The organism is Streptomyces sp. NPDC048370, from assembly GCF_043200825.1.
GTDB lineage: Bacteria > Actinomycetota > Actinomycetes > Streptomycetales > Streptomycetaceae > Streptomyces.
On the sequence record NZ_JBICYI010000004.1, the window covers coordinates 211,920 to 231,258 of the forward strand.

At 70.4% G+C, this 19,339-nt stretch carries 19 protein-coding genes; 10 read left to right on the forward strand and 9 right to left on the reverse strand.

Annotated elements, in window-relative coordinates:
* Positions 1-2: 2 nt before the first annotated feature.
* On the reverse strand, positions 3-143 hold the full coding sequence (locus tag ACGFYP_RS11800) for a hypothetical protein (protein ID WP_393490072.1): 141 nt from the start codon (positions 141-143) through the stop codon (positions 3-5).
* On the opposite strand from ACGFYP_RS11800, the gene ACGFYP_RS11805 reads away from it, so the two are divergent.
* Positions 133-999 (forward strand): TerD family protein, encoded by an 867-nt coding sequence (locus ACGFYP_RS11805; RefSeq protein WP_393490075.1) that lies wholly within the window; start codon positions 133-135, stop codon positions 997-999. The genes ACGFYP_RS11800 and ACGFYP_RS11805 overlap by 11 nt on opposite strands.
* A gap of 19 nt (positions 1,000-1,018) precedes the next feature.
* Here ACGFYP_RS11805 and ACGFYP_RS11810 read toward each other — a convergent pair whose 3' ends face one another.
* The 6 genes from ACGFYP_RS11810 to ACGFYP_RS11835 all read right to left on the reverse strand — a co-directional run bounded on the left by ACGFYP_RS11810 (position 1,019) and on the right by ACGFYP_RS11835 (position 5,484).
* Positions 1,019-1,759, reverse strand: a complete 741-nt coding sequence (locus ACGFYP_RS11810) for a Tellurium resistance (protein ID WP_361966441.1) — start codon at positions 1,757-1,759, stop codon at positions 1,019-1,021.
* Positions 1,760-1,853: 94 nt separating this feature from the next.
* Complete coding sequence (locus ACGFYP_RS11815; protein WP_393490079.1) at positions 1,854-2,999, reverse strand: DUF475 domain-containing protein; 1,146 nt, start codon at positions 2,997-2,999, stop codon at positions 1,854-1,856.
* A gap of 30 nt (positions 3,000-3,029) precedes the next feature.
* On the reverse strand, positions 3,030-3,605 hold the full coding sequence (locus tag ACGFYP_RS11820) for a TerD family protein (RefSeq protein WP_361966445.1): 576 nt from the start codon (positions 3,603-3,605) through the stop codon (positions 3,030-3,032).
* Positions 3,606-3,793: 188 nt separating this feature from the next.
* The gene (locus ACGFYP_RS11825; RefSeq protein WP_393490937.1) at positions 3,794-4,369 is read right to left on the reverse strand and encodes a TerD family protein; all 576 of its coding nucleotides are present in this window, start codon (positions 4,367-4,369) and stop codon (positions 3,794-3,796) included.
* A 114-nt stretch (positions 4,370-4,483) separates the two neighbouring features.
* The gene (locus ACGFYP_RS11830) at positions 4,484-4,942 is read right to left on the reverse strand and encodes a peroxiredoxin (protein ID WP_361966447.1); all 459 of its coding nucleotides are present in this window, start codon (positions 4,940-4,942) and stop codon (positions 4,484-4,486) included.
* Positions 4,943-5,061: 119 nt separating this feature from the next.
* Entirely contained in the window at positions 5,062-5,484 is a 423-nt protein-coding gene (locus ACGFYP_RS11835) for a DUF3052 domain-containing protein (protein WP_260226460.1), read from the reverse strand.
* A 410-nt stretch (positions 5,485-5,894) separates the two neighbouring features.
* Here ACGFYP_RS11835 and aceE point away from each other — a divergent pair, with 410 nt between their 5' ends.
* Complete coding sequence (aceE, locus tag ACGFYP_RS11840) at positions 5,895-8,627, forward strand: pyruvate dehydrogenase (acetyl-transferring), homodimeric type (RefSeq protein ID WP_393490085.1); 2,733 nt, start codon at positions 5,895-5,897, stop codon at positions 8,625-8,627.
* Between the two features lie 85 nt (positions 8,628-8,712).
* Positions 8,713-9,489, forward strand: a complete 777-nt coding sequence (locus ACGFYP_RS11845; protein ID WP_393490088.1) for a potassium channel family protein — start codon at positions 8,713-8,715, stop codon at positions 9,487-9,489.
* Here the strand turns inward: ACGFYP_RS11845 and ACGFYP_RS11850 are convergent.
* Entirely contained in the window at positions 9,470-9,886 is a 417-nt protein-coding gene (locus ACGFYP_RS11850) for a peptidase inhibitor family I36 protein (protein ID WP_393490091.1), read from the reverse strand. The two genes, ACGFYP_RS11845 and ACGFYP_RS11850, sit on opposite strands and share 20 nt — an antisense overlap.
* 156 nt (positions 9,887-10,042) lie before the next feature.
* Positions 10,043-11,536 (reverse strand): MFS transporter, encoded by a 1,494-nt coding sequence (locus tag ACGFYP_RS11855; protein ID WP_393490940.1) that lies wholly within the window; start codon positions 11,534-11,536, stop codon positions 10,043-10,045.
* Between the two features lie 255 nt (positions 11,537-11,791).
* Between ACGFYP_RS11855 and ACGFYP_RS11860 the strand changes: the two genes are divergently transcribed.
* The 7 genes from ACGFYP_RS11860 to ACGFYP_RS11890 all read left to right on the forward strand — a co-directional run bounded on the left by ACGFYP_RS11860 (position 11,792) and on the right by ACGFYP_RS11890 (position 19,324).
* Positions 11,792-12,421 carry a TetR/AcrR family transcriptional regulator gene (locus ACGFYP_RS11860; protein WP_393490094.1) on the forward strand — a complete coding sequence of 210 codons (630 nt, stop codon included), beginning with the start codon at positions 11,792-11,794 and terminating at the stop codon, positions 12,419-12,421.
* Positions 12,422-12,663: 242 nt separating this feature from the next.
* Positions 12,664-13,875 (forward strand): alpha/beta hydrolase, encoded by a 1,212-nt coding sequence (locus ACGFYP_RS11865; protein WP_393490097.1) that lies wholly within the window; start codon positions 12,664-12,666, stop codon positions 13,873-13,875.
* A gap of 65 nt (positions 13,876-13,940) precedes the next feature.
* Positions 13,941-14,816, forward strand: coding sequence for a DUF4429 domain-containing protein (locus ACGFYP_RS11870; protein ID WP_393490101.1), 876 nt, complete (start codon positions 13,941-13,943; stop codon positions 14,814-14,816).
* A 174-nt stretch (positions 14,817-14,990) separates the two neighbouring features.
* Positions 14,991-16,274: a sensor histidine kinase gene (locus ACGFYP_RS11875; protein ID WP_393490104.1), complete on the forward strand. Its 1,284-nt coding sequence runs from the start codon at positions 14,991-14,993 to the stop codon at positions 16,272-16,274.
* Positions 16,271-16,957 carry a response regulator gene (locus tag ACGFYP_RS11880; RefSeq protein WP_393490108.1) on the forward strand — a complete coding sequence of 229 codons (687 nt, stop codon included), beginning with the start codon at positions 16,271-16,273 and terminating at the stop codon, positions 16,955-16,957. The genes ACGFYP_RS11875 and ACGFYP_RS11880 overlap by 4 nt, the downstream gene beginning before the upstream one ends.
* 193 nt (positions 16,958-17,150) lie before the next feature.
* Entirely contained in the window at positions 17,151-18,131 is a 981-nt protein-coding gene (locus ACGFYP_RS11885) for an alpha/beta hydrolase (RefSeq protein WP_393490112.1), read from the forward strand.
* Entirely contained in the window at positions 18,128-19,324 is a 1,197-nt protein-coding gene (locus ACGFYP_RS11890; RefSeq protein WP_393490115.1) for an acyltransferase, read from the forward strand. Before ACGFYP_RS11885 ends, ACGFYP_RS11890 begins: the two co-directional genes overlap by 4 nt.
* Positions 19,325-19,339: the final 15 nt, after the last annotated feature.

Consider the following 19,339-nt stretch of genomic DNA (forward strand, 5'->3'; position numbering starts at 1 on the left):
ACTCAGTTCCCTTCGAGTATGAAATCCAGGTAACTCGTCCGCATCCGGCGCATGCCGCGCACGTCGCCGAATGCCGCGACGCGCGGATCGGTATGGCCCCCGCGTTGTCCGGCGGTCTGCCGGGAAGGCAGGATGACGGTCATGACGCACGCGATGCTGAAGGGCTCCAACGTCCCTCTCGACACCGCGGCCGTACGGGCCGTGCTCCGCTGGACCCCGGGCCCCGGGGTCCCCGACGTGGACGCCTCGGCGCTCCTGCTCGGCGTCGACGGGCGCGTGCGCTCCGACGAGGACTTCGTCTTCTACAACCAGCCGCGCCACCCCTCCGGCCTGGTGCGCCGGCTGCCCAAGAAGCGGGTCGCCGAGGCGCTGACCGACACGGTGGAGGCCGATCTGGGCGGGCTCGACCCGTCGGTCGACCGGGTGGTGATCGGGGCCTCCTCGGACGGTGACACCTTCCGCCGCGTCTCCGACCTGCGGATTCTGCTGTACGACGCGAACGCGGCGGACCGGGAGCCGCTGGCCCTGTTCGACGTGAAGGCGGAGACGGGCGAGGAGACCGCGATCATCTGCGGCGAGCTGTACCGGCGTGGGGACGGCTGGAAGTTCCGCGCGGTCGGGCAGGGCTATCCGACCGGTCTCGTCGGGCTCGCCACCGATTTCGGGATCTCGGTCGACGAGGGCACCGAGGACGCCCGTACGCCGCAGGACTCCGCCTCCTCCCCGGCGCGGGAGCAGGATCCGGCCACGGCACGCGACCTCGACGCGACGGTCGTCCACTCGCCCGGCGCAGGCCCTGGTCCCGTACCCCCCGTACCGGTGTCCGTGCCGCCGCAGCCGACCACTCCCCCGGCGTCCGCTCCGGGTTACGGGTATCCGCAGCCGGTCTCGGGCGACCGGCCCGGGTACGGCTATCCGCAGCCCGCCGCTGCCGCCGCGCCCGCCCCGGACCCGAACTTCCGGATGCCGCCGATGGGCCCGCAGTTCGTCCGCCCGTAGGCGGCCGCAGCGCACCGGCTCAGGCCTTGGTCTTGTAGCCGCGCCCCCACTGCAGACCCCAGCCGTAGAGCCGGTCCAGCTCCGCCTGGAAGCCGTACACGAACTTCACCTCGCGGCGGACGACCAGCTCGTCCTTGACCTTCTCGACGCTGAAGACGGCGCAGGAGCGGGCCTGCGGGGCCCGCTCGTCGAGTTCGATCTCGATCCGCGGCCCGTTGCTGGGGTAGAGCGTCACCTTGGCGTGGGTGCGGTCGAAGGCCGGGGTCTGGTCGTAGATGTAGACGAAGAAGAGCAGGCGCTTGATCTCGTCGCGGTGGTCGAGGTTGACGAAGATCGTCTCGCCGGACGAGCCGCCGAACCGGTCGTCGCCGCTCAGGTTCACGTAGGGCGGGGCGTTCAGCGAGCCGAAGAAGCCGCCGAGCGGCTGGACGACGCCCTTGCTGCCGTCGGTCAGCTCGTACAGGCAGCCGAGGTCCAGGTCGACGTTGACCATGCTCTGGGTGTGCGCCTGGACCATCTCGGGCTTGAAGAGCTTCGAGGGGTGGCGCAGCAGCTGGCCGCTCTGCCGGGACCGGCCGTCGATGTCGGAGGTGCGCATCCGCCAGGAGAGGTTGACGCGCAGATTGCCGGTGGCGGCGCCCTGCTGGGTGAGGGAGACCGTCGGGCGTCGTTTGGTGAGATCGATGGAGTTGCTCGCGGCGCTGCCCGAATCGAACTGCGCCCACGCCCTCCCCGGAAACAGGCCGTCCCAGAAGCCCATGCGCCCCACCCCCCACTCGAAACCTGGCCGTACGCCGCGGGGCGGCCGGGTGCACCGGCCGCCCCGCAGGAAGCGTTCCTCAATGCCGGGGGTGTCACACCCCGGACGACACCTCGGTCTTGCCCGAGGAGTCAGCTTTTCCCTCGGCCGCCGCGATGGCCTTGTTGCGGCGGACGGAGGACCAGAACGACCAGCCGATGAGGGCCACACCGATGAGTCCGGTGACGACCTCGGGGATCTGGTAGCGGATGGAGATCATGAGGATCACGGCGAGCGCGCCGATGGCGTAGTGGGCGCCGTGCTCCAGGTAGACGTAGTCGTCGAGGGTGCCCTGGCGGACCAGGTAGACCGTCAGCGAACGGACGTACATGGCGCCGACGCCGAGGCCGAGCGCCATCAGGACGATGTCGTTGGTGATGGCGAAGGCGCCGATGACACCGTCGAAGGAGAACGACGCGTCGAGGACCTCGAGGTAGAGGAACATGAAGAAGGCGGCCTTGCCGGCCAGCTGGACGACACCGACCTTCTTGCCGCTGCGCTTGGCCTCCTCCTCGGCCTCGTGCTCGCGCTCCTCTTCCTCCTCCAGCTTGTTCTCGAAGTAGCCGGAGAGACCGCCGACGACGAGGTACGTGATGAGGCCGAAGACGCCCGAGAGCAGGACGGTCGCCGCCTTGTCGACGTGCGTGCCGCCGTGCTGGTGGGCCTGGGTCGCGAAGGTCATGGCGCTGATCGCCAGGACGATCAGGGCGATGCAGACCGACAGCATGTCGACCTTGCCGAGCTTGGCCAGCGGGCGCTCCAGCCAGCCGAGCCACTTGATGTCACGGTCCTCGAAGATGAAGTCGAGGAAGATCATCAGCAGGAACATGCCGCCGAAGGCCGCGATCGACGGGTGTGCGTCGGTCACGAGCTGCTCGTAGCGCTCGGCGTCGTTGAGGGCGAGATCGACGGCCTCGATGGGGCCGATCTTGGCGCTGATCGCGACGATCACGACGGGGAAGACCAGCCGCATGCCGAAGACGGCGATGAGCACACCGATCGTGAGGAAGATCTTCTGCCAGAAGGCATTCATCTTCTTCAGGATTCCGGCGTTGACCACCGCATTGTCGAAGGACAGCGAGATCTCGAGGATGCACAGGATCGCGACGATCCCGAACGCTTCCCACCCCCCGTAGAGCACCGCTGCGACCAGTCCGAGCGCCGTGACGGCGAACGACCAGCCGAAGGTTTTCAGTACCACTGTCTACCCCATCGTTTTAAGTACGCGGCTTTACGAAACGTTGACCCCGAAGTCTAGAGCGATGCCTCGAAGACCGGACGCGTACCCCTGCCCCACCGCGCGGAACTTCCATTCCCCGCCGTATCGGTACAGCTCGCCGAAGATCATCGCCGTCTCGGTGGAGGCGTCCTCGGAGAGGTCGTAGCGTGCGAGTTCCTGGCCGTCCGCGCGGTTCACGACGCGGATGAAGGCATTGCTGACCTGGCCGAAGGTCTGGCCGCGGTTGTCGGCCTCGTGGATCGAGACCGGGAAGACGATCTTGTCGCAGTGGGCCGGGACCTTGACCAGGTCCACGATCAGCGACTCGTCGTCGCCGTCACCCTCGCCGGTGAGGTTGTCGCCGGTGTGTTCGACGGAGCCCTCGGGGCTCGTGAGGTTGTTGTAGAAGACGAAGAACTCGTCGCCGAGCACCCGCCCCGACTGGCACAGCAGGGCGCTGGCGTCGAGGTCGAAGGGGGCTCCGGTGGTGGAGCGCGCGTCCCAGCCGAGACCCACCAGCACCTGGGTGAGGTTGGGTGCGGCCTTTGAGAGGGAGACATTGCCTCCCTTGGCGAGCGTGACGCCCATGTGTGTGTCCTCCCCGGTGAAACTGCGGTGTTCGCGCCGATGGCCCTGCTGATGAGGCACGTCGGTCCTGCTGATGGAGCACGTCGTTCTGCTGATGGAGCACGTCGATCCTGCCCATGAGGCACGTCCGGCGCCGCACGGAGCGTGCGACGCCGGACGGATCAGACGGTCTGTCTGTGCTGCGTGACTCAGACGTTGACGCCGAAGTCCGCGGCGATGCCGCGCAGGCCAGAGGCGTAGCCCTGGCCGACCGCGCGGAACTTCCACTCGTCGCCGTTGCGGTACAGCTCGCCGAAGACCATGGCGGTCTCGGTCGAGGCGTCCTCGGAGAGGTCGTACCGGGCGATCTCGGCACCGCCGGTCTGGTTCACGACGCGGATGAACGCGTTGCGGACCTGACCGAAGGACTGCTGGCGGTTCTCGGCGTCGTAGATCGACACCGGGAAGACGATCTTGGCGACATCGGCGGGCACCGTGGCCAGGCTGACCTTGACCTGCTCGTCGTCACCCTCGCCCTCGCCGGTGAGGTTGTCACCGGTGTGCTCGACCGAGCCGTCGGCGCTCTTCAGGTTGTTGAAGAACACGAAGTCCTGGTCGTTGCGGACCTTGCCCTCCGCGCTGACCAGAATGGCGCTGGCGTCGAGGTCGAAGTCGGTGCCGGTGGTGGTGCGGATGTCCCAGCCCAGACCGACAGTGACGGCGGTCAGGCCAGGGGCCTCCTTGGTCAGCGAGACGTTGCCGCCCTTGCTGAGGCTGACTCCCACGAGTCCCTCCATGTGGTTTCCAGGGGCAGCGCCCCCGTCGTGCGTTGGCATTCGGATCAACGACTGGATCCTAGTGACGGGTTCCCGGCCTGGACAGACGATTCGCCCGGATCCTCAGAGAGTGTCGAGCGCCTTGACGTAGTCGTCGAGGTCACGGGCGTCCGGAAGGTCGTTGACGACGCTCCAGCGGACGACGCCTTCCTTGTCGATGATGAAGGTGCCGCGCACGGCGCAGCCCTTGTCCTCGTCGAAGACGCCGTAGGCGCGGGAGGCCTCTCCGTGCTTCCAGAAGTCGGAGAGCAGCGGGTACTCCAGGTCCTCCTGCTCGGCGAAGACGCGCAGGGTGTGGATCGAGTCGGTGGAGACGGCGAGGAGCTGGGTGTCGTCGTTGACGAACCGCGGCTGGTTGTCGCGCAGCTCGCCCAGCTCGCCGGTGCAGACACCGGTGAAGGCGAACGGGTAGAAGAGCAGGACCACGTTCTTCTCGCCGCGGAAGTCGGCGAGGCGCACGGTGCGGCCGTGGTTGTCCTTGAGCTCGAACTCCGGGGCCTTGGTGCCGACCTCGATCGCCATGGCCTGCGCTCCTCTCACCGGACCGGACGGGTGAAGGCCCAGCTTAGGACCCGTCGGGGGTCAGGACGCACAGAGCCCCCGCCGGCTCTCGCCGGCGGGGGCTCCTGCTGCTCGGTTGATCAGCGCTTGGGTGCGACGAGACGGCTGCCCGCCCAGTCCTTTGCCACGCTGATGCTCTTGGTCTGGGAGAAGCCGGCGGTCTGGGCCGCGTCGTTGATGTCGCTCGGCTCGACGTAGCCGTCACGGCCCGTCTTCGGCGTCAGCAGCCATACGACCCCGCCGTCCTCCAGCAGGCCGATGGCATCGACCAGGGCGTCCGTCAGGTCTCCGTCTTCGTCACGGAACCAGATGATGACGGCGTCTGCGACGTCGTCGTAGTCCTCGTCGACGAGGTCCGACCCGATGATGGACTCGATGCCTTCGCGGAGATCGAAGTCGACGTCGTCGTCGTAACCGATCTCCTGGACCACCTGTCCGGGCTCGAACCCCAGCCTTGCTGCCGGGTTGGTCCGCTCCTCCGCGTGGTCCGCGGTCGCGCTCACGGCTTGCCTCCTGATCATGTATCGGAAAATGCCTGGGCCACGCGCGTACGCGTGGCGCTGGCCGTAGTCCACACGGGCTGGGCGAATCGCGCAAGTACCCGGCCGCCGAGACCGCCGAAACGGTGACGTTTGGGGCCGTCTCGCCGCATCTCCCGGGCCGGTTCCACTCCGCTCCGTGACATATGGCACACGCTTCGTCCTATTTTGCGAGCTTCCACGGCCTTCAGTCTGCCGAACGTCCTGACGAAACGCATGCGCGGGTTGGGCGTAAGGTTGCGATTTGACCCGACCAGGCGCCCGACGGGGGTTACCCCTCGGTAGAGATGACGTTTGACACCGACGGGGTACACGATGGACGTCCCGGCCGGTGTCCGGCCTCCGTGGGCTCCACCGAACAGCGAAGGAACAGCGTGGCTTCCGGATCCGATCGCAACCCGATCATCATTGGCGGCCTTCCCAGCCAGGTCCCGGATTTCGATCCCGAAGAGACCCAGGAATGGCTCGACTCCCTCGACGCGGCCGTGGACGAGCGAGGCCGCGAACGGGCCCGCTATCTGATGCTCCGCCTCATCGAGCGCGCCCGCGAGAAGCGCGTCGCCGTGCCCGAGATGCGCAGCACGGACTACGTCAACACCATCGCGACCAAGGACGAGCCGTTCTTCCCTGGCAACGAGGAGATCGAGCGCAAGGTCCTCAACGCGACCCGCTGGAACGCGGCCGTGATGGTCTCGCGCGCCCAGCGTCCGGGCATCGGGGTCGGCGGCCACATCGCCACGTTCGCCTCCTCCGCCTCGCTGTACGACGTCGGCTTCAACCACTTCTTCCGGGGCAAGGACGAGGGCGACGGCGGCGACCAGATCTTCTTCCAGGGCCACGCCTCGCCCGGAATCTACGCCCGCGCCTATCTGCTCGACCGGCTCGGCGAGACCCAGCTCGACGCGTTCCGCCAGGAGAAGTCGAAGTTCCCGAACGGCCTGTCCTCGTACCCGCACCCGCGGCTGATGCCGGACTTCTGGGAGTTCCCGACCGTATCGATGGGCCTCGGTCCGCTCGGCGCGATCTACCAGGCGCGGATGAACCGCTACATGGAGGCGCGCGGCATCGCCGACACCTCCAAGTCGCACGTCTGGGCGTTCCTCGGCGACGGCGAGATGGACGAGCCGGAGTCGCTCGGCCAGCTCTCGATCGCCGCCCGTGAGGGCCTGGACAACCTGACGTTCGTCGTCAACTGCAACCTCCAGCGCCTCGACGGCCCGGTGCGCGGCAACGGCAAGATCATCCAGGAGTTGGAGTCGCAGTTCCGCGGCGCCGGCTGGAACGTGATCAAGCTCATCTGGGACCGCTCCTGGGACCCGCTGCTCGCCCAGGACCGCGACGGCATCCTGGTCAACAAGCTGAACACCACGCCCGACGGCCAGTTCCAGACGTACGCCACGGAGACCGGCGCGTACATCCGCGACCACTTCTTCGGCGACGACCAGCGGCTGCGCTCGATGGTCGAGTCCATGTCGGACCACCAGATCCTGCACCTGGGCCGCGGTGGTCACGACCACAAGAAGATCTTCGCGGCCTTCGCGGCGGCCAAGGCGCACAAGGGCCAGCCGACCGTCGTCCTCGCGCAGACCGTCAAGGGCTGGACGCTCGGCCCGAACTTCGAGGGCCGCAACGCGACCCACCAGATGAAGAAGCTGACGGTCGACGACCTCAAGCGCTTCCGCGACCGGCTGCACATCCCGGTCACGGACGCGCAGTTGGAGGGCGGCCTGCCGCCGTACTACCACCCGGGCCGGAACTCCGAGGAGATCCAGTACATGCACGACCGCCGCAAGGCGCTCGGCGGGTACGTCCCGACCCGTGTCGTGCGGGCGAAGCCGCTGGTCCTGCCCGAGGAGAAGACCTACGCCGCGGTGAAGAAGGGCTCCGGCCAGCAGTCGATCGCCACCACGATGGCCTTCGTCCGGCTGCTCAAGGACCTCATGCGGGACAAGGAGATCGGCAAGCGCTTCGTGCTGATCGCCCCCGACGAGTACCGCACGTTCGGCATGGACTCGTTCTTCCCGAGCGCCAAGATCTACAACCCGCTGGGCCAGCAGTACGAGGCCGTGGACCGCGAACTGCTCCTCGCCTACAAGGAGTCCCCGACCGGTCAGATGCTGCACGACGGCATCTCCGAGGCCGGCTGCACGGCCTCGCTGATCGCGGCCGGTTCGGCGTACGCCACGCACGGCGAGCCGCTGATCCCGGTCTACGTCTTCTACTCGATGTTCGGTTTCCAGCGGACCGGCGACCAGTTCTGGCAGATGGCCGACCAGCTCGCGCGCGGCTTCGTGCTCGGCGCCACGGCCGGCCGTACGACGCTGACCGGTGAGGGCCTCCAGCACGCGGACGGCCACTCGCACCTGCTCGCCTCGACCAACCCGGGCTGTGTCGCGTACGACCCGGCGTTCGGCTTCGAGATCGCGCACATCGTCCAGGACGGCCTGAAGAGGATGTACGGCCCCGACGCCGAGGACGTCTTCTACTACCTGACCGTCTACAACGAGCCGATCCAGCACCCGGCGGAGCCCGAGAACGTGGACGCCGAGGGCATCCTCAAGGGCATCTACCGCTACAAGGCGGGCGAGGCCGGCGCGATCCCCGCGCAGATCATGGCCTCCGGTGTCGCCGTGCCGTGGGCACTGGAGGCGCAGCGGATCCTCGCCGAGGAGTGGAACGTGCGCGCCGACGTCTGGTCGGCCACGTCCTGGAACGAGCTGCGCCGCGAGGCCGTGGACGTCGACCGGCACAACCTGCTCCACCCGGAGGAGGAGCAGCGCGTCCCGTACGTGACGCAGAAGCTCTCCTCCGCGCAGGGCCCGTTCGTCGCCGTCTCCGACTGGATGCGCTCGGTCCCGGACCAGATCTCCCGCTGGGTGCCGGGCACGTACACCTCGCTCGGCGCGGACGGCTTCGGCTTCGCCGACACCCGGGGTGCGGCCCGCCGCTTCTTCCACATCGACGCCCAGTCGATCGTGCTCGCGGTCCTCACCGAACTCGCCCGCGAGGGCAAGGTCGACCGGTCGGCCCTGAAGCAGGCCATCGACCGCTACCAGCTGCTCGATGTCGCGGCCGCCGACCCGGGGGCCGCGGGCGGCGACGCGTGACGGCGCGCCCCGACGCGTAACGGCGCATCGTGTGGTGCGGGTGCGGTGGGCAGTACGCCCCCGCACCCCCCATACGATTCCCGGCATGAAGGATTGCTGGGAGAAGCGCACCCAGACGCCACTGCTGATCCTGGCAGTGGCGTTCGGCGTTGCGTACGCCGTACCGATCGTGGCGCCGGATGCCACCCCGTGGATCCACGAGCTGTGTCTGGCCGTGGAGTGGGTGGTGTGGGGTGCGTTCGCGCTCGACTACGCCGTACGACTGGCGTTGGCTCCGAGCAAACGGCACTTCGTCCGCCACCACCCGCTGGACCTGCTGGCCGTGCTGCTGCCCCTGGTGCAGCCGCTTCGGCTGCTGCGCTTGGTCTCGACGCTCCTCCTCGTGGGCCGGCGGGCCCGGATGGCCCCGCAGATAAGGCTCACCACCTATGTGGCGGGCGCGGTGGTCGGGCTGATGATGTTCGGCTCGCTGGCCGTGCTCCATGTCGAGCGGTCCGCCCCGGACGGCAACATCAAGACCCTCGGCGACGCGGTCTGGTGGTCCTTCACCACGATGACGACCGTGGGCTACGGCGATCACGCCCCGACCACGGGACTCGGCCGCGTCCTCGCGGTGGGTCTGATGCTGTCGGGGATCGCCCTGCTCGGTGTGGTGACCGCCAACATCGCCGCCTGGTTCATCTCCCGCTTCGAGCGGGACGACGCCGTCGAGCGCCGGCAGACCGAGCTCCTGGAGGCGCTGACCCTGGAGGTCCGGCAGCTGCGCGCCGAGGTGTCCCGACTCTCCGCCCCGGCTTCCGCAACGAGCGCCGTGCCCCCGCAGGGAGAGGTCCCCGCAGCCCCTAGCGCTCCCAGATCTTGAACGCTCTGACCTGGTACGGCGTCTGCGGCACCCACGTCCCGCGCCCCGGGTAGGTCTCGAACTCCCCCGTCTCCGCGCACTCCACCGACTGGTACGTGGTGACCGGCCGCCCCGTCCGGTTGGCGAGGGCCCGGGCGCTCGCGCCCGCCGGCAGGGCGACACAGCTCTCGATGTCGGTGTCGGCCAGCTCATGCGTCCAGGCCGGGCCCCTGAAGTCCTCCTTGGGCCAGAGGCAGAGCTGACCGGGTCCGCAGGCGCCGAGCCTGGGTGCGGGAGCGCCTTGGGCAGCGGCAGCGGCGGGTAGGCCTGTGCCCGCCGTCAGCAGTGTGACGGCCAGTACCGCCAGGACTACGCACCTCGGTCGTGCGTGCTTCGGTCGTGCGTGCTTCGTTTCCATATCGGCGAACCCCCCGCTTCGTCACTCTCTGTAATCAGAACTCTGACGGACGTCACCACCTGTTGGGAAGAGGCCAAGGGTTGATTCACCCGGACAGGTGAAAGCCCCGCCGGACAGGTCCGGCGGGGCTTTCACCTGCGTACAGAAAACGCCAGGTCAGATGTGGGCGGCGCCCGCACCCGCCTCCGCGTTCTCGCCGCGCTTGGTCAGCGTGGCGACCAGGGCCGCGACGACGGCCACGACACCGGCGACGGTGAAGGCGAGGCCCATGCCGTCGAGGAAGGTCTCGTGGATGACGCCACCGATCCGGTCGAACATGTCCGGGGTCATGTTGGGCGCCTTGGCCAGCTCCTGCGGGACCATGCCGAACTCGGCGGCCTCCTCGAGACCCGGAGCGGGCGCGCCCGGGATCCCGGCGGCCGTCCAGTTGTCGGCGAACGCGCTGGAGACCTTGGAGGACATGACCGCGCCGAGCACCGCCGTACCGAGCGCGCCGCCGACCTGCATCGCGGCCTGCTGGAGACCGCCGGCGACGCCGGAGAGCTCCAGCGGGGCGTTGCCGACGATGACCTCGGTGGCGCCGACCATGACCGGGGCGAGGCCCAGGCCGAGCAGCGCGAACCAGAGCGACATCGTGAACGTGCCGGTCGCCGAGGAGAGGGACATCATGCCGAACATCGCGACGGCGGTGCAGACCATGCCGCCCACCAGCGGGATGCGCGGGCCGAACCGGGTGATCAGCGCCCCGGCCAGCGGCGAGGAGACGATCATCATCGCGGTCAGCGGCAGCAGGTGCAGACCGCTGTCGATCGGGCTCAGGCCCTTGACGCCCTGGAGGTAGAAGGTCACGAAGAAGAGGCCGCCCATGAAGGCGAAGGCCATCAGGACCATCAGCACCACGCCCGCCGTGAGCGGGACGGAGCGGAACATGGCCAGCGGGATGAGCGGCTCCTTGACCTTCGTCTGCCAGAGGGCGAAGACGAAGAAGAGCAGGACGGAGGCGCCCAGGCAGCCCCAGGTCTTGCCGCCGGTCCAGCCCCACTCGGCACCGGCGTTGATGAGCCCCCAGACCAGGGAGCCCATCGCGCCGGAGAGCAGCACGATGCCGAGGATGTCGAAGGAGCGCGGGGCGTTCTCGGCGCGGTGGTCCTTGAGGATCACCAGCCCGAGCACGAGCGCGAGTACACCGACCGGCACGTTGATGAAGAAGACCGACTGCCAGCTGACGTGCTCGACGAGGAAGCCGCCGAGGATCGGGCCGCCGGCCGTCGAGGCGCCGATGACCATGCCCCAGATGCCGATGGCCATGTTCAGCTTCTCGGCGGGGAAGGTGGCGCGCAGCAGGCCGAGCGCGGCCGGCATCAGCAGGGCGCCGAAGAGGCCCTGGAGGACACGGAAGGCGATCACGAGCCCGATCGAGTCCGAGAGGCCGATCGCCCCGGAGGCCGCGGCGAAGCCGGCGATGCCTATGAGGAAGGTCTGACGGTGGCCGAATCGGTCACCGAGCTTGCCGGCCGTGATCAGGGCGACGGCGAGCGCGAGGAGGTATCCGTTGGTGATCCACTGGAGCTGGTCGAGCGTGGCTCCGAGGTCGGCCTGGATGGCCGGGTTGGCGATCGCGACGATCGTGCCGTCGAGCGCCACCATCATCACGCCGGCGGCGACGGCGAACAGGGTCAGCCAGGGGTGGCCACGCAGGCCCTTCGCCGGAGCCGGCGAAGGACTCCGGTCACCCCCCTGACCCTGCGGGGCCTTTTCCACGGTGGTCTGACTAGTCATGCGAAAGAGGCTAGTGTCAGCGACTGACAATTGACAAAGCAATTCATGCGACAGTAACTGTCACTTAGCTCACAGGTACGCTGATCAGCACGAAGCGACGGAAAGTGACGGAAAGGGGGCCAGCCGGTGACGACTTCCGGCCTGCGGGAGCGGAAGAAGCAGCGCACACGGAACGCGCTGCTCCGAGAAGCCCTCGAACTGTTCACCACGCAGGGGTACGAGCAGACCACCGTGGACGAGATCGCCGACGCGGTCGAGGTCTCCCAGCGCACCTTCTTCCGCTACTTCACCTCCAAGGAGGAAGTCGCCTTCGCCGTCCAGCAGACGGTCGAGGAGCGCTTCGTCCAGGCACTGGCGGAGCGGCCCCCCGAGGAGGGCCCCCTCGACGCGCTGCGCAACGCGGTGCTCAGCGCCTGGGACAGCATCGGCGAGGCGATCATGGAGGTCGTGCCCGTCGAGCTGTATCTGCGGACCTTCCAGATGATCGAGTCGACACCGGCGCTGCTCGCCGCGCACCTGCGCCGCTCCATGGAGATGGAGGAGGCCGTCGCCCGCCTCGTCGCCGCGCGCGAGGGCGTCGACATCGACGAGGACCCCCGCCCGCGGATCGTGGTCGCGGCGTTCAGCGGCATCATGCGGGTGACGGGCCAGCTCTGGGGCCGGGGTACGGACCTGAGCCTGGAGGGCATCCGCGCCCTGACCGAGGACTATCTGGACCACCTGGGACCCGCGCTGGAGCGGGACTGGCGGAACTGACGCCTCCGCACGCCCGGTTGGGTCGTGTACGAGCCGCTCGAAGCCGCCCGTACGGTGCGCACAAGCCGTCCGTACGTCGTAGCCGAGCCGTCCCGTACGTCACATACGAGCCGTCCCCTACGCCGTATACGAGCCAGCCCGTATGCCCGCGCGTACGGAGCGTTACCACAAACCACCTCCCCGCGTGATCCGCCTCACTCGGTAGCCCGGCCCGTCGTGCCCGTCTCCTAGGGTGGGGCGCAGTGACTTCCTTCGACTCCTCCCCCACGCTCTCCCTCTGGCGCCTGCTGCTCGCGCTCGCCGTCGTGTTCGTCATGCTGGCGACCACCGGCTGGACCACGATCAGCCATCAGCGCGGGCCAGGGGAGTCCCGCCAGGCCGCACTCGCCTCCTGGGCGCACGGCAGGATCGGTCACCGGGCGCTGCCCGACCCGGCCGCCCCCTCCCGTACGATCGCCGACTTCTTCGCCTCGATCGGGCCGACGCAGGGCGCCTTCCTCGCCGACGCGCACCCGCTCGTCGTCGGCAACCTCGACGGCGCTCCGGTCACACTCCGCTACCGCGCCAACCGGGTGTCCCTCGCGCGGGCCCTGGACTCCGAGCGGGACAGGGTCGACAACGCCCGGCTGACCGCCGACGGGCGGCGCGAGGCCGTGCGACGGGCGCACCGGTTCGCCTCGCTCATGGAGCCCGGCCGGCAGATCCTCTCCTTCGACCCGACCGGCGGCGGCCGCATGGCCGAGGTGATGGGCGATCTGGAGCGGGCGCGGCGGGTCTCGGTGATCGTGCCGGGCGTCGACACCAATCTCCTCACCTTCCAGAAGACGGCCCGCCGTTACTCGGCCCCCGTCGGGATGGCGCAGTCGCTGTACGCCGCCGAGCGCAGGGCCGCGCCCGGGACCCGTACGGCCGTCATCGCCTGGGCCGACTACACCTCGCCCGTCGGGGTCGGCATCGACGCCGCGATGGGGCGGCTCGCCTCGGTCGGCGCGGTACGGCTCCGCGCCATGACGGACGCACTGCCCGGCGACGCGCGCGTGAGCCTGTTCTGCCACAGCTACGGCTCCGTGCTGTGCGGGGTCGCGGCCTCCGGCCTGCCCTCCCGGGTGACGGACGTCGTCGTGGCCGGGAGCCCCGGGATGCGGGTGGAGCGCGCGGCCGAGCTGTCCACCAAGGCCCGGGTGTGGGCGATGCGGGACGCGGACGACTGGATCGCGGACGTGCCGCACTTGGCCGTCGGCGGGGTCGGGCACGGGGCGGATCCGGTGGAGCCGGAGTTCGGCGCAAGGCTGCTCTCGGCGGCGGGCGCGAAGGGCCACACCGGCTATTTCGAGCCGGGCACCAAGAGCCTCGACAACTTCGCGGCCATAGGGGTCGGTTCGTACCGGAACCTGACCTGCGCGAGCGCCGACAGCGCCTGCCGCAACGGGATTTCCGGCGCGGACGGGTCCTGACGCGCGTAGAGCGGCTGATTTCGGACCCCGGCACAGGGGCGACGCGCGGGCGCACGCCGCATACGATGAGGCGCATGGGTGATGTGCTGGCCGGAATTCATGCCACCTGGGAGTTCGAGAGCGACGCCGTCGTCATCCGGTTCGAACGGGGGATCCGCACACCGAAACTCTTCCAGGCGCTGGGCGAACGGCGTGTCCCGCACGAGGCGTTGGCGTCGGTGACGCTCACCCCGGGCAAGCGGGGCACGGTCGTGCTGCACGCCGAGCCGCGACGGGGCGCCGACCCGCTGATGGAGGCGGCCGCGGGTCAGCTGCACGAGGGGAGCGACCCGTACCGTCTGGTGCTGCCCGCGGAGCGGGAGACGCTGGCCGAGTACTACCGGGACGAGCTGCGCGAGCGGCTGGTCGGCGGCCCGGGTGACGAGCCCGTGGGCGGTTTCCTGGTCGCGGCGCAGCAGGGGCCGCAGTCCTTCAAGGCGTACGACGGGACGGCGAGCTTCGACGGCGCGTCGGAGGTTTCGTTCCGCTGGTTCTGGACGGGCGCGTCCTCGGAGAAGTGGAAGGCCGGCGACCAGACGTTCACGGTACGGGAGCTCAGCGGGGTCGAGTGGCGGTCGCCGGACGTCTTCGACGGGTACCTGCGGCTGCTGCCCCGCTCGGGAGAACCCCGGGCCGCGCAGGCGGACCGAGACCCGGCGGCGGTGGTCTTCGGCCTCGGCTACGGCCCGGTCCACAAGTCGCTGCCGTTCGCCGCGGCGGTCCTGGCGGCGATCCGGGGCGCGGGGCGGATGCCGCCGCCCCCGATGGACGCCCTGCCGGAGGCGCGCGACCCGGCGGGGATCGCGGAACGGATCCGGCACCTGGGGGAACTGCACCGGGCGGGTCTGGTGACGGACGACGAGTTCGCGGCGAAGAAGGCGGAGCTGCTCGCGGAGCTCTGAGGCACGGGGGCGGGCACCCGCGAGGCCCTGAGGCCTTAAGGGGTGCCTGGGGCCGCTGCCGGTGTCTGTGCCCGGCGCCCGTGGGAGTTCCCGCCTCATACCCCGGTATCACCCCGGGGTCGGACCCTCGGTATGACGTACGGCGCGGTGCGGGCTGCCTAACCTGGGCGGGCCATGAACAAGAATCCCCTCTCCCCCGGCCTCGCGACGCGGATCGCGCCCGCGCGGGCGGCCGTGCGCGCGATGGGGGTCGCGCTCGCGACCCCCACCCGGCCCGGCGCCCCCCTCTTCGCCGATGTGCGCAACCGGTGGCTGAGGCTGCTCCCGTACGTCGTCGCCCTCGCCTTCGTCTGCTCGCTCCTCCCCGTCACCGTCTCCGTCCTCGTCCAGGACTACGGCGTGAACGGCGCCCTCGCCGGAGCGCTCGCCACCGCCCAGACCGCGCCCCTGCTGCTCGCCGTCACCCGCCCCCTGCAGGCCTGGTGGATCATCGGCGTCGCCGACGTCCTCGGCGCGGTCGTGCTGCTCGGCGCGGACGGTCTCGACGAGCGGTCCTGGCCGTGGACGCCGATGGTCGTCGTCGGCTACCTCGCCCTGATGCTCGCCCTCGCGCTCCGCGAGTCCCGCAAGGCGCTGCTCGGGGTGTGGCTGACCACCGGCGTCGCCGGGTTCGTGCTCGTGGCGGTGGCGCCGAAGCACGACGACGGGATCCACATCCTCCTGTTCGTCCTGAGCGGGGTCGTCCTGCTCCTGACGGCGACGCTGCGCGAACGCGGAGACGCCGAGCGCCGCACGCAGGAGGAACGGGCCCGCACCACGCTCCTGGAGGAACGGGCCCGGATCGCACGCGAGCTGCACGACGTCGTCGCCCACCACATGTCCGTGATCACCGTGCAGGCGGACTCGGCGCCGTACCGGATCCCGGATCTTCCGGAGGCGGCGCGCGAGGAGTTCACCTCGATCGCGGCGAGCGCGCGGGAGTCGCTCGCGGAGATGCGGCGGCTGCTCGTGGTGCTGCGCAGCGAGGGTACGGAGGGCGAACGGGCCCCGCAGCCGGGCCTTGACCGGGTGCAGCAGCTGATCGAGGCGTCGGTGCGGGCGGGGGTGCCCGCGGAGCTGTCGATCGCGGCCGAACTCGGCGACGTACCGCAGGCGGTGGATCTGTCGGCGTACCGGATCGTGCAGGAGGCGCTCGCGAACATCGTCCGGCACGCGCCGGGCGCGAGGACCCGGGTGTCGGTACGGTCCGAGGACGGCGCGCTGCTCGTCGTGGTCGTCAACGGGCCGGCGCCCGTGCCCACTTCGCCGCTGGAGGGCGGGGACGGGACGGGTCACGGGCTCGTCGGCATGCGGGAACGCGTACGGTTGACCGGCGGCACGCTGGACACCGGGCCGCTGCCGGACGGCGGCTTCCGGGTCGCGGCCCGGCTACCGCTGCGTACGGAGGACGGCTCGTGACCATCCGGGTGATCATCGTCGACGACCAGGCCATGGTGCGGGCCGGGTTCGCCGCGCTGTTGTCGGCGCAGGCCGACATCGACGTCGTCGGCGAGGCGCCGGACGGGCGGCAGGGCGTGGAGGTCGCCAGGTCGGCGCACCCGGACGTGGTCCTGATGGACGTACGGATGCCGGAGATGGACGGGCTCGCGGCGGCGCGGGAGATCCTGGAACCGCCGGTGGGGGTCGTGCACCGTCCGAAGGTGCTGATGCTGACCACCTTCGACGTGGACGACTACGTGTACGAGGCGCTGCGCGCGGGCGCGTCGGGGTTCCTCCTGAAGGACGCGCCGCCGGCGGATCTGATCGCGGCGGTACGGGTGGTGGCGGCCGGCGAGGCGTTGCTCGCGCCGTCGGTGACGCGGCGGCTGATCGCCGACTTCGCGGCGTCCCGTCCCGCGCCTCGGGCGGACCGCGCGGCGCTGCGGTTGAACGGGCTGACGCCGCGTGAGACCGAGGTGCTCGAGCTGATCGCGCGGGGCCTGTCGAACCAGGAGATCGCGGACCGGCTGGTGCTCGCGGAGCAGACGGTGAAGACCCACATCGGCCGTGTGCTCGCCAAGCTGGACCTGCGCGACCGCGCGCAGGCGGTTATCTTCGCGTACGAATCGGGCCTGGTCACACCGGGGGACGCGGGCCGGTAGAGCGCGCCGTACGGGGCCCTAGGGGGGTTAACCCCCCGAGGAAAACCCCACCCCCTCGTGGGGGTTCGCGCCTCGTCCCGCCCCTACTCCGGTATCAGGTGCGACTTGGCCCCCCGGTGTGACGTGCCGTCATGCGTCGTCTTCCTACCTTCCTCTCGCCAACGACGAGAGACACGAAGAGGGAGGACGCCCCATGCGTCGCTACACGAGGACCCTGGTCGCCGCCGCGCTCGCCACGACCGTGGTGGCCGGGACCGCGGGATGGGCGTCCGGGAGTGCGCAGCAGGCCGTGACCGGGGCGCCCGTCGGGGCGGAGGCCTGGCGGGCCGACGGACTGCCCGATCCCGAGCGGACGAGTCCCGCCGAGGTCGCCGCGTTCTTCGACGGCCTGAGCCCCGCACGGCAGCAGGAGCTGGTGCGCGCGCACCCCTCCGTCGTCGGCAACCTCGACGGCGTTCCGCCGCGGCTGCGGTACGAGGCGAACGCCCGCACCCTCGGCGGGCAGTACGCCGGTCAGCAGGTCCTCGCCTCCGACCCGCGCGGTCGCGGTCAGGTCGCCCTCGTCCACGGCGATCTCGCCACCGCCGAGCACGTGGCCGTCGTCGTACCGGGGTCCGACATCGACGCCGGGAACGTCCGGCCCCTCACCGACATGGCCGAGGCACTGCGCCGCGCCACCCACGGCCGTACGGCCGTCATCGCCTGGGCCGGCTACACCACGCCCCTCGGTGTCGGTGTCGACGCCGCCACCGGGGACCTGGCCGAGGTCGGGGCCGAGCGGCTGACCCGGCTGACCGACGGGCTCGCCGCCGTCGGGGCGCCCGCGCCGTCCGTGTTCTGCCACAGCTACGGCTCCGTCGTCTGCGGTCTCGCCGCGGACCGGCTCAAGGCCAAGGACCTCGTCGTCTTCGGCTCCCCCGGCATGCGGGCCGCGAACGTCGGCGAGCTGAACACCTCCGCCCGCGTCTGGGCCGCCAAGGACCCGTCCGACTGGATCGACCGGATCCCGAACGTCGAGTTCGCGGGGCTCGGGCACGGCGCGGACCCCACCGACCCCGCGTTCGGCGCCCGCCGTGTCCCCGCCGACGACGCCCACGGCCACAACGGCTACTTCGCGCCCGGCACGCAGTCGCTCCGTACCTTCGCCGCCATCGCCGAGGGGGACGTCCGATGAAGACGCTGGTCGAACGCATCGAGTCCCGTACCCCCGCCCATCGCGACCGCGCGATCGACGGCCTGCGCGCCCTCGCCCTGCTCGCCGTGCCGACCGGGCACTGGCTGCTCGGCGGGTTCACGCTCTCCGCCGACGGCGCGATCCACAACGCCAGCCCGCTCGCCGCCTTCGGCGGTCTCGCGCCGGTCAGCTGGATCCTGCAGATGCTGGGGATCTTCTTCCTGGTCGGCGGGTACGCCTCCGTCCTGTCGTACCGGCGGCACGAGGGGTCCACCGGTGAGTGGCTCAAGGGCCGTCTGGCCCGCCTCGGCCGGCCGGTCCTCGGGGTCACGGCCGTGTGGGCCGCGCTTCTGCCACTGCTGCACTACGGGTTCGGCGTGCCGGGCGACACGCTGCGGACGGCGTCCACGCTGGTGATCCAACCGCTCTGGTTCGTCGGCGTGTACACGGTCGTCACGGCCCTGACCCCGCTGTGCGTGCGCGCCGCCCGCCGGGCAGGCGTGTGGGCCGCCGCGCCGCTGCTCGGCACGGTCGCCGTCGTCGACCTCCTGCGCTACGGGCCGTACGCGGAGGTCATGCCGTCCTGGCTGAGCCTGGTGAACATCCTTCCCGGCTGGCTCTTCGCCTACCAGCTCGGTGTCTCCTGGGGCGAGGGGCGGCTCACCCGGCGCCACGCCTGGGGGCTGCTGCTCGGCGGCGCCGCGCTTTTCGCCGCGCTGCTGCTCGCCTTCGGCTACCCGGCGTCGATGGTCGGTGTGCCGGGCGAGGTCCGCACCAACTCCCACCCGCCGTCGCTGCTCGTCCTCGCCCTGGCCGCCGCGCAGAGCGGCGCCGCGATCCTGCTCCGCGACCGGCTCGGGAAGCTCCTGAAGCGGCCCGCGCTGTGGGCGCCGGTCGTGGTCGTCAACCTGTCCGCGATGACGATCCTGTGCTGGCACCAGACGGCGATGCTCGCCGCCGCGATCCCCGCCTCGTACGTCGGTGAGGTCACGGGCCTGGTGGGCGCGCCCGACTCGGTCGGCTGGATCCTCGCCCGGCTGGCGTGGATGCCGCTCTTCGCGGGGGTGCTCGTCCTGATCGGGCGGTACGCGCGCGGCTTCGAGTCCCCGTGGACCCGGACCGGCCCCGCCCGCCGCACGGTGGCGGGACTCCTCGCGGCGGGCTTCGCGATGTTCGCGCTGGGTCTCGCGTGAGTCCGCGCGGGAGCG